The following is a 12,944-nucleotide window of genomic DNA, read 5'->3' as shown; positions in this document are numbered from 1 at the left end:
ACTTAATCTAATTAAATTAATTAGTGTAGGTGTGTGTGCTCGTTGCGTCCGCCGCTGCTGCCACCGCCGCCGCCAAAAATACTTGCAACGGCTTCAACAGCATCAAAAATACTACCTATTGCCTTAACTATCTTTTTAAGAACCTTAAATAATCCACCGCCTTGTAAGTCTAGTTCTGCATCAGATAGATCGCGGATAAAACTTCCTGAATCGCTATATGCTGTCAAATCTTTTACTGTGATGTTAGCCATTTAATTTCATTCCGAATAAACTAGTTTTGTTTTCGATCGTAAATCGAAACCTGTGTCTCGATTCATGTCTAAATAATAGCTTCTTAAAATATTAGTGTCTATGGCTTTGCCTCTATTGATTGGTGGTTAATAAATAGAATTTCGATCCCTTGACAAGCGCAAAACCTTCATCTATTTAAATTCTCGAACGAAATCTGGCTCGATCCACTATGATTTTGCCTAAAACGATAGATTGCAATCAATGTTCGAGATCTTTCTTGTGTCCAAAATGGAACTAAGACAGAGGTGGAATTGGTAAGAGGATTGGGCAGGAGATCTTGATGCTTCCAGGTACCCCATTGCGCCCTATGCGAATCACCACATTACATTGATGCCCTCCTTGCAAACTATTGAGTTTATCTTCAGATAAGTCTTCGATAAAACTTGCCATACTTATTTTATGAAAACTACAATCTGTCAAATCTTTCACTTTGATACTAGACATGTTGTTTGCTCTTTAAATCGGTTTGTATTGTCTCGATCGATAGTTAAATATTAACTTTAAAAACCATAAATGCGTAGAAGATCGATCGAACTAGAAGGATCGTAATTAGTACAATTTAGATCCCTTTGCTAATGAATTCACTCAAAGGCATGGTAAATATTCTCCGAGCCGCTATTGAGATATGGATAGTGTAGATCGATACCTCCTAACGAAAACCGTGTCAAGATCGCACTCATTATTTCAGACTCAGAATCAAGCCCTTCATAAAATGCTGTCAGTAATCCATCTGCTACGATCTGACAGCGATTCATGCCAAAACTTTCGCGCTCGGCAAACTTGAGATCTGGTTCTTCTGCCAGTCCTAAGCCGATAGCTAGTTGCTTAGTAAATAGTGGTATATGTGGTAAAAAATGAGATCTATGCTGTATGTGGATAAAAGCTAAAATATCCGATACAGTAGCATAATCTCGTTTGTCAAAGTAGAGAACGCCTGCATCGGAACGTTGATAATCTTGGGGATTATATAAAACCTTAAAGCTAAAAACTACCTTTACTTCATTTAACATCTGTGTCAGACTATTCATTACCGCGATCGCGCCATCAGGAGTTAAACTAAAATAAATTCGTACTAATATCGCTCCTGCTTGCTGACGATCGAAACCGAGATCGCCGATTGCCATATAAAAGCCATTCTGCATCATGTTTTTAGGCAGCTTAATTGCCACTACCTCGCCTACTCGTGCTTGCTGCTCTGAGGCTCTTAGGTGCTTTTCCCGATCGATATGGAGCTTTAAACCGCCCTTTTTTACTACTAAACTTTCATCATCTGCTACTGCCAAGATCGTCCAATCCCGATCGAAATAACCCGTCCCACAGTTATTATTGTGTAACCGTTCAAAAAATATCGTATCGATACCCATCAACGTGCTATTTTCTAGATCTAACTGAAAAGCATGTTCTGGAGTATCTTTAGCTAAAGGACTTCGCATCGAACCGTTATAATAGATGCCGTAGAGAAAACTCCGTAATTGCAAGCTTAAAAATTTCTGTTTTATCTGCGCTGGCATCTGCTGAAATCTTGCTACTGCGTCTACTGGGATTTCCAAAGACTTGTATTCGGGATGATGGATTGCAAAATCATCACCAATTTCTATATTTCGAGCGATATCTTCTAGCACGTCCATCAATTTTAGATGAGCGATCGGATCGGGATTAGTCGAAGCTAAATTTAGCACGTTTATAATTTTGTTATTAACAACTAGATCGAATCGATACTAAGCGGGAATAGATACTTGCGAGGAAAAATTCATACCAAATACCGTCAGCATCGACTGTTCGGGACGACACAATAAAGATTTTGCTACTTGCAATTGGGCAATGCCACTATTTCCCAATGTTTTTTGATAATCGATGCCTGCTTGAATTCCTTGAATCAAACCCAATCCTGTAAACTGAATTACCCGCACTAAAAAGTCAGGTCGATCGATTAAAATATCTGGAAAGGCTTGTAAATAAGCTCGTATTAAAGCTGCAATTGATGGCCGTACTAGATCGAGTGGAGTAATCGCCAAACTTAAAGATTCCTCGATCGATAGTGATTTACTTACTACCAAACTACCCAACCACATTTGTAAATAGCTAGCAATTAACGTTCCCAAATCAAAAGCCGGATCGCCCCAAGCGGCTCGTTCCCAATCAATAATTCTGATAATTTGACTTTCTGGCTGTTTCCACTCATCGTGAAGCAAGATATTATTTAGCTTGAGATCGTTATGGGTCAAACAACAAGCCTTGAGCGCATCGCCTAATTCTACCAAGGCTTGTCCGAGACTATCGTACCGTTGATACAGTGTGTAAAACTTCAGTCCTTCATCTGGTACAATTCCAAAAATTTCTGGCGTGAGATGTTCTAAACTACGAATTAATGCTTTGACAATACTAGTGTTCGAGTATTGTCGTTCTTTTCTCAATGCCAAGCGATAGATCGCGCGATGATAAGTATCGCGATGAAAACTAGCCAGCACAGTGCCAAGTTTTTGAGCAATGCGATCGTCAAAAATATTTTCTTTATTATAAAAATTCGATAAATCTCGATAATCTTGAAGATATCTAAATACCAAAATTGAGTTATCTCGATCGAAATGTAACAATTCTGAGATCGAAGGTTTCCAGTAATTTAGGGCTGGGAAATCTTCAGCTAATTGATGGACTTGAGACTCTGCCAAAAACTCACCGACTGTCTTTCCCGCTCGATTGTGACGTTCTTGTTTGACTAGTAGCTTTGAGTCTTCAGTTGTCGATATCAATAAATTAAAATTCTTTGCAACAACTGGCTCGATCTGATTAGTAATATTATCCGATCGATAGCCCAGGTTTTCTAAGTATTCAAAGACATTATTTCTATTTAGTAAAAATACCACAATTATCTACTTCCCAATTTGAATTGGATGATTATTTCTAAAAAGGCAGTTGCTGTAGCCATTCCGCCCAAATAGAGACCAGTCGATAATCCTGCTTGTCGATCTGATAATCTACCCAAACACCAAGGAATTTGAGCGACAAATAATATACTCATTGCTATGCCACCAAATAAGATAGTCAGAATTGAAATAGCTGGGAAATTGAAACTCAACCCCATCAAAATAACAGCTACAATAGAAGTCGAACTAATTACCATCGATCGATTCAATCCCCATTGTTTGACTCGTCGCTCCAAAGGAATTGCCGCGATCGCACAGACAAATAATATCCCCGCCGTAATATACTCAGATGCAAAACCGAGCCAACTTTCATGCACTCTTTGAGGACAAATTTTCAATAAAATATTTACTAATGTTCCAGTCCCCAAGCCAATTCCAAAAATATAGAAACATCGATTGAACTTTGGTGTTGACAATCTTGTTGAATTTTCAATATCTGTAAAAATGCTTAGATTCAATTCTGGATCTGCCGACCATAGTAATATTGCACCCACCGTTAACATTACGGCCCCAAGTAAAAACGTATTTCCAGAGCCTAGAAGTTCGATTACTCGACTAAAAATTGGACTAACCGCCCCAACTAACCCAAATACAAGTGTTAGGATCGAATTAGCGGCTGGTAATGCTGCCGTTGGCGCAAACTGTCGCAATAGCGCAATTGCAGGGCCTCGAAAAATAATCATCGAGATTACCCAAAAAGTCATTAAAACTGGGACTATCCAACGCAATTCTAGCGGAATATTTCCATGTAATAGCAATCCGATCGCGACAAATAACAGCCCTGCTAATGTAATTCCTACGGCAATCGCAGGTAAACGACTACCCACGCGCCGCATCAATCGATCGGACATTGCACCAGCTAATGGCTCGATCGCAGCACCCAAGAAACCTTGCACGATTCCCAAACTTTGAGCGATTTCTCCAAACCCCAATTTAGTCAAAATTACTGGTTGGTAAAAGCCATAAGCTATCCAACTAAATAGGATCGCTGCCAGTAATGCCGCCAATCCCCAAACCTGTCGCCAAAGGACGCGATGATAAGTGCTATTCATATTCATAACGTTTTAATGCTGTGGCGATCGATCGGTGAATGGTGAATCGTGAAGATAATTCAAAATCTAAAATTATTACTGGAGCATCGGTTAAACTCCAAACGACAAAGAATAATAGTGCCAAGTAATTAATTACAACACGATCGTTTCACTAGCGATTGCCACGATCGCGACTAATTTATAGCAACATTGCCATAACACAGGTACTTAATCTTTAATACTTAAATTTAGACATCACATTGGTTTTTAAAAAGGGGTTTACATCCCCTTCCTAAAAACTTGTCAATTGTTAACTAATCCCAAATCAAATTAAGCAAATAACAGCGTGGTACTACACTTTTAAAATCCATGCCGAACGGGTGTTAGGATTGAAGAATGAAGCAGGCACGATCGCCAAATCCACACCGAGCGACTTGAAAGCCGCTCGAATTGCCGTCGCGTGAGCGGCTTCATTGGTACCAATGCTGGCTCCAGCGGTGATGAGCGCGGGTGTTTTGAGTTTGGCAGCTTCAAATGTATAGGCAATTGCCGCATCAACTTCGAGAGCTAGTGCGAGTTTGGCAATATTTACATCGGAGTCAATATTTCCTTCACCTTTTTGGATGTAAGCAGAGAGATCGTAACTAGCTTCGGCTTTAACAGGCGTACCGCCTAAACTGGAGATCGCCCGACTGAGTACATCTCTGTGCGCTTGATGATCGGTAAGGTTGACAGTAGCTACGGCTAAGACAGCTTTACCCACAGCGGTATTTGTCAATTTGCCAGCCGCGAAATTATATGCCCAAATTGCTTGGTGCTCGTAGTAGAGTCCGCTATTCAAGACAGTAATATCATTTTTTTTGTCTTGAGCTGTTTGAGATTTACCTTTTGGGGTGGCAGCCATCTGTGCGACTGCGGGTAGGGCAAAGGCCGTGGCAATGCCTGCAACTACACCAGTAGATAAGATGCCTCGCCGCGATAACTTTTTACCTGAGCGGGAAGCGATTTGAATTAGTGGCTCGTTAGTATCCATTTGGTGGTTGTCTCTCGAAGGAACTTTCCTAGATATACGAGAGCTGTATGGAGTTGGATCTCTGACTCGCAAAAATTATTTCGAGAATTATCTAGCGTAGGGACGATAAATTGGATAATGTTACCGATCGAGTGCTGAAAGTCAATACATCGGCGAATCATTAGCTCTAGCCGCCAAACAGCAATCTCCTTCCATTGCCAGAGCGGCAGGAGATTTCTGTTTCACCCCTAAATTGACTGCCACCGAACTCAAGTCGGTACTATCTCATGTCATAGCCAAACAGATTGGCATTGACTTCATCCAGATTGATATCTGCTAACCCATATTCAGCCCAACGTCTATCTACCATCGCGGCAATTGCCGGGTCTGATTCTAGCTGCTCGCCCCATTCCGCTTCGGTTTCTGGGTAAACTTTGGTCGTTGCGTCGATGCCCATCCGACTGCCTAGTCCCACTTTGGGCGTGGCAAAGTCGAGTTTATCGAAGGGGGTATCGGGGATGATAAATACATCGCGTTGGGGGTCAACTTTCGAGCTAATCGCCCAGACGACTTGACGCGGATCGCGGATATTGATGTCTTTATCGACGACGATGACGAATTTGGTATAAGTAAATTGGGGTAAGGCACTCCAAAAGGCGAGTGCGGCGCGTCTAGCTTGCCCTGGATAGGCTTTATCGATCGCAATAATTGCCGCCTTGTAACTCAGTGCCTCCATCGGTAAGAAAAAGTCTACAATTTCTGGTACCTGCTGGCGTAAAATTGGCGTGTAAATTCGGTTGAGCGCGATCGCCATCATCGCTTCTTCCTTGGGCGGACGACCGCTGAAGGTAGTCAAATAAATGGGATCTTTGCGATGGGTCATGCAATCGAACCGAATCAACGGGCATGATTTGGATTGATTATAGTAGCCCATATGGTCGCCAAAGGGGCCATCGACCATTTCTTCCCCAGGCGTAATCGTGCCTTCGAGGACGAATTCGGAGTCGGCGGGAACTTCTAGATCGATCGTTTTACACTTGGCTAACTTGACCCCCGCACCACCGTATAAACCCGCAAATAGCCACTCCGATAAATCCATCGGGATCGGCGTCGCTGCGGCCATAATCACCAGGGGATGTACCCCTAAGGCGATCGCGATTTCTAATTTTTTGCCCCGTTCGGCAGCTTTACGGAGATGACGCGCGCCACCACGTACTGATAACCACTGAACGGTCATCGTATTTTTGGATTGCAACTGGAGCCGATATACGCCCACATTCGGCGTCCCCGTCTCGCAATCTTTGGTAATCACCAATCCCAAGGTGACGATCTTCCCCGCATCGCCAGCGTATGGGCGAATTAAGGGCAGCTCATTGAGGTCTAGGTCATTTCCTTCGACAACGATCTGTTGGCAGGGTGGGAAGTAATCTCGGCTGGGTTTGGCTTTGAGGACATCAAATAATACTTTGCCAAACTCGACTGCTTGAGCGACTTTCTTCGGCGGTTTGGGCTGCTGGAGCATGGCCAATTTTCGCCCCAGATCCTCTAGCTCCTGCGGCTGCTCCATATTCATTGCCCAGCAGATCCGCTCGACCGTGCCCATGATATTCACGGCTACCGGATATTTGGCACCTTTAACATTCTCAAATAGTAACCCTGGCCCACCACATTGCAACATCCGATTGGAGATCTCCGCAATCTCCAGATCGGAATCTACCAGGGTCTTAATCCGGCGCAGTTGTCCCCGTTTTTCGAGTACCTGTAAAAATTCTCTGAAGTCCCCCGCCATGCGATCGCCTAGTGTAAAGTTATGTCTCTATTGTAAGGGGATAGGGGTGGATGGGTGGATGGGTGGATGAGTGGATGAGTAATTGGGATTGAAAGGACGCTTGCATCCACTATTCACTATTCACTATCCACGACCCTAAAGCCTAAAGCCTAAAGCCTAAAGCCTAAAGCCTAATTCCCCTTCTGCGTCCGAAAACTACAAAAAGCGTAAATATCAAAGAGTGCGCCGACAAATCCGCAGACTAAGCCGATCGTGAGCATTCCTTGCACGGCACAGCCACCGCCAAACGTATCGAGAAAGGCAAGCAACATATTTGTCGTGATTTGACCGATCGATCCGATACCAGGAATGCAAGTTAATAACCAAGTGCTAGCCAAAGACCCTGACATCAGGAGCATGGGAGCGAAAAAACTCAATAGCACAGCCAGGGATAGAGAACGTAGGAAGTTTGATGACACGATCTTAAACCTCACCCGCCTGATGGCTGAAAGAACTGCGGTGCTAGATCTAGCACACCCATATATCATAAATTAGTAATTTGGCGAGAGTTTGATTCTGTGAGAAATCTTAAAATATCATTAAACTTTTTGATAATCGCTAGCTAATCTACATGGAATTCCCAGAATTCAAGCCAGTTGTTACATCTGGAGTAGGCTCGTTGCCGACAGCTCCGACTCTACTGCTGGAGGCAAGCTGACGTAATGGCAGCAGGCGGCTACAATTAAAGAAGCAGTGCTAACAACTTCCCAATTCCTGAGAAGGCGATCGATCTGACTCTCATAAAGTTTTACAAAGATTGGGGTAATCTTGAAAGATACAGAGATCGCACTTTGTTTGCGCAACTACTTTGACGATCGTAGGCAACTACCAGACTCGTACATCCAAAGCAATGGGGAACCAGCACTCAGCACAAAACACTACGCTCTTACGGCAAGTCTTTACCAACATTCAGGCTGATAGTTGTCCGAAGCATTACAATTTTCACATGCACACCAACCATTCGGATGGTAAGTTGCGACCCGAAGATCTGATGGCGCAGGCAGTTGAGATCGGTTTGAAGGGAATTGCCATTACCGATCATCACAGTGTTGATGGTTATTATCGCGCGGCCAAATGGCTGGAGACACAAGAGATCGAGTCCCTGCACTTGTGGACTGGTATCGAAATTACCGCATATCTACCACCAGTAGACGTGCATATTCTCGGCTATGGGTTCGATCCTTTAGAGCCGAGTTTAGCTCCCTATCTGACAGGGAGAGAGCCTAGAGGCGTCGATGCTCGCGCCGAACGTGCCATTAATGCCCTCCATGCAGCGGGAGCGATCGTGGTATTGGCGCATCCCGCACGGTACCGTCGATCGCCAGAAGAACTGATTCCAACAGCCGTCGCCTTAGGCATTGATGGGGTCGAAACTTATTATGCCTACAACAATCCCAATCCTTGGATTCCGAGTTTCGAGCAGACAGAGACAGTCAAACGCTTGGGCAATAGTTACAACTTACTGCATACGTGTGGTACCGATACCCATGGGTTGAATTTGTTACAACGACTGTAGCCGATCGTTGTTAGCTCTTTGTCGATTTTCAGTGCCGAGACTGAAGATACTTAAATCGGTAAACTAGCAAGTTGGAACGGTGTCGATAAAATGCCTAAACCGATGACTAGTAAAAGAGCGGGATTTGAATTAGCTAGACTTACGTAAAATCGCTAATTGCCAATCCGATTGCAGTTGTCTATGATAGTTGATTAGGGATATTATACCTCTACTGAATTAGATGTCTTTAAATTCGATTAAGCCTCATAATAGTCAAGCTTCAAGTATGGATGCAACCTCTATACGTGGACTGTTTGAAATGACACAACCGATAGATCTAGATGACGAACATCCAGAATTTAGACTAGATAGTGAAGGTGTTAACACGCAAACGATACCAGTAACGCTTGGGACACCAGTAGTTGGGGGTGGAGTTGCTGTCCTAGAGCATCATCGAGGTGACTTACCATCAGAAGATATTCGCGTAGCCGCACTGAAGGCAACACTAGAAAGACACCGTGGCGAACGCCAAATCGTTTTATTACAAGACTTTCCAGATCCTGATGCTTTATCGGGCGCGTGGGCATACCAACTGATTGCCAAGCAATACAATATTAACTGCGATCTCGTCTACGCTGGCGCGCTCAGTCACCAAGAAAATATTGCCCTTGTCAAGCTGACTGGATTACCCACCAAGAAAATTGCCAGCGCAAATCTCAAGGAAAAAGATTTAGCTAATTATCAAGGCTGCGTACTGATCGATAACCAGGGTACCACCTGTCAACTATTAGAACCCGTCCGCCAAGCTGGCATTCCGATTGTCGTCATCATCGATCACCACAGTCTCCAAGAGGATCTCAACGCCGAATTCGTCGATATTCGCCCCTCTACCCGTGCCACAGCCACCATTTTGACGCAATACCTCCAAGCCGGATTGCTCAAACTCGATAGCAGTATTAGCGAGCATGTTAAATGTGCCACCGCACTGATGCACGGCTTGCGATCGGACACAAATCGCCTGATGCAGGCGCAAGAAGAAGACTTTTTGGCGGCAGGGTATCTCAGCCGCTTTTATGATGCCCAATTGCTCAATGCCGTTCTCCAAGTATACCGATCGAAACGGGTGATGGAAGTCATTCAGCGATCGCTTACCAATAGAGTGGTACAAAATAACTTCTCGATCGCAGGTGTCGGCTATTTACGCTACGAAGATCGCGATGCAATTCCCCAAGCAGCAGACTTCCTAGTTACCGAAGAAAACGTCCACACGGCGGTTGTATACGGCATCGTCCGCGATGAGGATGATGAAGTCGAATTGGTGATCGGATCCCTCCGCACGTCCAAATTAACCCTCGATCCGGACGAATTTATCAAAGAAGCCTTCGGTAAAAATAGCGAAGGACGTTTCTTCGGTGGTGGTAGATTCACTGCTGGTGGATTTGAGATTCCGGTTGGCTTCTTGTGTGGATTTAATGACAATACGGAGTTTTCTAAGCTCAAGTGGGAAGTCTTCGACAACCAAATCAAGCAGAAGTTACTCAAATTAGTCAATCCTACGGATAGTTATTAAATTTAGTCGCACTTGTTCGGGGTAGGGGTAATTCATGAATTGCCCCTACCCTGCGTTTTAATTAATAATAATAAGCCTGAAACCTAGATGCTGGGCAGTGCCTGCCCGAAAAACCACGACTTTCGTATCACGCCATCCTGCAATACGGTTCGGATAAGCTCCCTATGACCTTTATTAACAGCCTAGATGCCGCAGTGTCTCGTCAATTGAACATGGTGATTTTGGTCTAACCGAACCGTATTGCGCCATCCTGGAGATCGTGGAGCAGCGAACCAGATGTTCGATTGGATTATCGGGTTGCTGGATTTCTTGACTATGAGTTTTGGTGTATTAGTAACAAATAAGTCTCAATAGTTGTCGTAAAACTTGAAGTGCGGAATGTGGGTTTAAGCTAATCGGTGAAATTTTGATTGGGGCAGAACTGGTAAAATTCGATCCCGATAAGATGTCAGATCCAATGGATTGGAAGTCGCAGTTTGCAACAAGATATAGTGCAATTACCGAACAGTTTCAATTTCTTCAAGATAAAGAGAAAGCCTATTCAGAACTACGGCAGTAATGGGAGTCTTGGCGGTTTGGAAAATCGGGTGGTGTCTACGTGGTATTTCCTAAAAAGGTGCCGATTACTTATACCCTGCGGCTTGCAACGAAAATAAATGCGCGTACCTACCGCCAGCTTGTAATAACTGTTCGTGAGAACCTTGCTCGATAATTTCACCGCTAGCCATTACCACAATTTTATCGGCCATTCTGACAGTCGAAAACCGATGCGAGATTAAGACTACCATCCGCTCTTGAGTGAGCGCGCGGAAGCGATTGAAAATATTCATTTCGGCTTCGGCATCCATCGCCGCAGTGGGTTCGTCCAGAATCAAAATATCGGCCTTCGATCGCATAAATGCCCTTGCCAAAGCGATTTTTTGCCACTGTCCGCCAGATAACTCTTGACCGCCTTTAAACCATTTTCCCAACTGCGTATCGAATCCGGCTGGGAGTAGATCGATAAATGGTTTAGCCATCCCTTTGTTCGCGGCAATTTCCCATTCAGATCGATCGTCGAGATGCTGGACATCGCCCACGCCAACATTTTCACCGACGGTAAATTGATATTGAACGAAGTTCTGAAAAATCACGCCGATTCGCTGTCTGAGGACGTTGAGATCCCAATCATTGAGATCTACACCATCTAATAAAATTCTGCCGCTGCTGGGCAAATATAGCCTGGTTAATAACTTAATCAATGTAGTTTTACCAGAACCATTCTCACCGACGATCGCAAGTTTTTCACCCGGTTTGAGATGTAATGAGATATTTTTTAAGACTGGCTGGGGATTACCGGGATAGCTAAACGAAACATTCTCAAACCGAATGCCATCGAGATCGATGCCTTGAGTAATATAACCCTGAGAATGAGGAATGGGTTGCTCTAGAAACTCATAGAGATTGGCCAAATACAAGTTATCTTCATACATACCGCCGATCGAAGTTAGTGCGGCTGAAAACGTCGATTGTCCTTGGCGGAATACCACCAAATACATCGTCATTTCACCTAACGTAATCTGTCCAGAAATCGCCTCAATAACGATCCACGCGTATGCTGCATAAAAAGCCACCGTACTCAATAAACCCAGCAAATAGCCCCAAAAACCCTTCCGAATCGTCAGATTGCGGTCTTCCTCATACAGCATGTTAAAGATATCGCGGTAACGCTGCAACAGCATCCCACCGAGTTGATAGAGCTGTACCTCTTTAGCATAATCTTCCCGCGCCAATAACGTTTCTAAATAGTGCTGCTGACGGGTTTCTGGCGATCGCCACCTAAACAACCGAAAAGCATGTTCGGAAAAGCGAGTTTCGGCAATAAATGAAGGGATAGCTGTCACAATTAAGCCAAAAACCGCCCATCCCGAAAATTGCCATAACAGGCCAACAAATGTCAATAGTGTCAACGCAGACTGGCACAAGCCAAATGTGCGATTGATGAGTGAGAGCGGGCGGCTGGATGCTTGCGATCGAGCCTGACTCATTTTGTCGTAGAATTCGGAATCTTCAAAATGTGCCAGATCCAGCGTCAGAGCTTTTTCGAGAATCAATTCATTGACGCGCTGCGCCAACAGTACTCGCAGCAAGGATTGGCACACTACCAAACCCTTCTGGGAAGCTGCCAATAAAACGATCGCGACAGCTTCTAAACCCACATACATCAAAGCATTCTGGCGATCTAATGCCAAACCGCTGCGATTGGCGAGTACCACGCTATCGACGATTAATTTACCGACGATCGCGATCGCCCCTGGGAGCAGCCCCCCAACTAGAGCTAAAATTGCCAAGGCGATCGTCAAGGTGCGGCTGGTAGTCCAGACTAAGCCTATGGCTTTGCTGCCATAACGAAATACCGACAGCGATTGGCGGATCGTCTTGCCAAAGAATCGCGCTCTTTGCCAGTCGCTTTTGTTCTTTCTATTCATTGTTGCGGTTGCGAATCCTCCGATCGCGTTTGCCCTGGCTAAAACCGAGACTCAACAAGGCGTTCGGATATTATAGTTGAAATTAATGGTATGGGTAGATGTAACTCTATGCACGTTCTAATTTCCCAATACCATCTGTGGTTAAATTCAACTACTCGCCGCCAATTGTTTCACGCTGACACGCTTACAATATGGCAGTAACTTTTAATAGCTCGATCTGTTTACTCAAAGAGCGAGACAGTATCTACACAGCACTTGGCAAGTTACGAGCAGAGAAAAATATGATTGAGGAGATTAAGCAGGAATCAGCACCTGCAAAACTTGC

The 12,944-nt window shown here is 44.3% G+C and carries 11 protein-coding genes; 2 read left to right on the top strand and 9 right to left on the bottom strand.

Translation table 11 applies throughout. The features are described 5' to 3' along the window. Positions 1-20: 20 nt before the first annotated feature. From C7B77_RS11540 to C7B77_RS31095, 8 genes are all read right to left on the bottom strand, one after another. A complete protein-coding gene (locus C7B77_RS11540) occupies positions 21-251 on the bottom strand; it encodes a hypothetical protein (RefSeq protein ID WP_106304413.1) in 231 nt (76 codons plus the stop codon). A gap of 621 nt (positions 252-872) precedes the next feature. Then, positions 873-1,970 (bottom strand): T3SS effector HopA1 family protein, encoded by a 1,098-nt coding sequence (locus tag C7B77_RS11530; protein WP_245894165.1) that lies wholly within the window; start codon positions 1,968-1,970, stop codon positions 873-875. 39 nt (positions 1,971-2,009) lie between these two features. Then, positions 2,010-3,155 carry a phosphotransferase gene (locus tag C7B77_RS11525; RefSeq protein ID WP_106304407.1) on the bottom strand — a complete coding sequence of 382 codons (1,146 nt, stop codon included), beginning with the start codon at positions 3,153-3,155 and terminating at the stop codon, positions 2,010-2,012. 2 nt (positions 3,156-3,157) lie between these two features. Continuing rightward, positions 3,158-4,273: an MFS transporter gene (locus C7B77_RS11520; protein WP_146138275.1), complete on the bottom strand. Its 1,116-nt coding sequence runs from the start codon at positions 4,271-4,273 to the stop codon at positions 3,158-3,160. After that, positions 4,260-4,391: a hypothetical protein gene (locus C7B77_RS31400; RefSeq protein WP_281261350.1), complete on the bottom strand. Its 132-nt coding sequence runs from the start codon at positions 4,389-4,391 to the stop codon at positions 4,260-4,262. The genes C7B77_RS11520 and C7B77_RS31400 overlap by 14 nt, the downstream gene beginning before the upstream one ends. A 207-nt stretch (positions 4,392-4,598) precedes the next feature. Next, positions 4,599-5,279: a DUF4439 domain-containing protein gene (locus tag C7B77_RS11515; protein ID WP_106304401.1), complete on the bottom strand. Its 681-nt coding sequence runs from the start codon at positions 5,277-5,279 to the stop codon at positions 4,599-4,601. 259 nt (positions 5,280-5,538) lie between these two features. Then, positions 5,539-7,047, bottom strand: coding sequence for a UbiD family decarboxylase (locus C7B77_RS11510; RefSeq protein WP_106304398.1), 1,509 nt, complete (start codon positions 7,045-7,047; stop codon positions 5,539-5,541). Positions 7,048-7,217: 170 nt separating this feature from the next. Beyond that, a complete protein-coding gene (locus C7B77_RS31095; protein WP_245894164.1) occupies positions 7,218-7,436 on the bottom strand; it encodes a hypothetical protein in 219 nt (72 codons plus the stop codon). A gap of 500 nt (positions 7,437-7,936) precedes the next feature. Here C7B77_RS31095 and C7B77_RS11500 point away from each other — a divergent pair, with 500 nt between their 5' ends. After that, complete coding sequence (locus tag C7B77_RS11500; RefSeq protein ID WP_106304392.1) at positions 7,937-8,602, top strand: PHP domain-containing protein; 666 nt, start codon at positions 7,937-7,939, stop codon at positions 8,600-8,602. 298 nt (positions 8,603-8,900) lie between these two features. After that, on the top strand, positions 8,901-10,151 hold the full coding sequence (locus tag C7B77_RS11495) for a DHH family phosphoesterase (protein WP_342761351.1): 1,251 nt from the start codon (positions 8,901-8,903) through the stop codon (positions 10,149-10,151). A 623-nt stretch (positions 10,152-10,774) separates the two neighbouring features. Here C7B77_RS11495 and C7B77_RS11490 read toward each other — a convergent pair. Then, positions 10,775-12,619, bottom strand: a complete 1,845-nt coding sequence (locus tag C7B77_RS11490; protein ID WP_106304386.1) for an ABC transporter ATP-binding protein — start codon at positions 12,617-12,619, stop codon at positions 10,775-10,777. Between the last annotated feature and the right edge of the window lie 325 nt (positions 12,620-12,944).

Source organism: Chamaesiphon polymorphus CCALA 037 (assembly GCF_003003845.1).
Classification (GTDB): domain Bacteria; phylum Cyanobacteriota; class Cyanobacteriia; order Cyanobacteriales; family Chamaesiphonaceae; genus Chamaesiphon; species Chamaesiphon polymorphus.
Note: the sequence above shows the minus strand (reverse complement) of the source record. Positions and strands in the feature narration are given on the sequence as shown.

Excerpts from the sequence above, each read along its gene's own strand:
- C7B77_RS11540 (WP_106304413.1), bottom strand. The coding sequence starts at position 251 with ATGGCTAACATCACAGTAAAAGATTTGACAGCATATAGCGATTCAGGA.
- C7B77_RS11520 (WP_146138275.1), bottom strand. The coding sequence starts at position 4,273 with ATGAATATGAATAGCACTTATCATCGCGTCCTTTGGCGACAGGTTTGG.
- C7B77_RS11515 (WP_106304401.1), bottom strand. The coding sequence starts at position 5,279 with ATGGATACTAACGAGCCACTAATTCAAATCGCTTCCCGCTCAGGTAAA.
- C7B77_RS11510 (WP_106304398.1), bottom strand. The coding sequence starts at position 7,047 with ATGGCGGGGGACTTCAGAGAATTTTTACAGGTACTCGAAAAACGGGGA.
- C7B77_RS31095 (WP_245894164.1), bottom strand. The coding sequence starts at position 7,436 with ATGTCAGGGTCTTTGGCTAGCACTTGGTTATTAACTTGCATTCCTGGT.
- C7B77_RS11500 (WP_106304392.1), top strand. The coding sequence starts at position 7,937 with ATGGGGAACCAGCACTCAGCACAAAACACTACGCTCTTACGGCAAGTC.
- C7B77_RS11495 (WP_342761351.1), top strand. The coding sequence starts at position 8,901 with ATGACACAACCGATAGATCTAGATGACGAACATCCAGAATTTAGACTA.
- C7B77_RS11490 (WP_106304386.1), bottom strand. The coding sequence starts at position 12,619 with ATGAATAGAAAGAACAAAAGCGACTGGCAAAGAGCGCGATTCTTTGGC.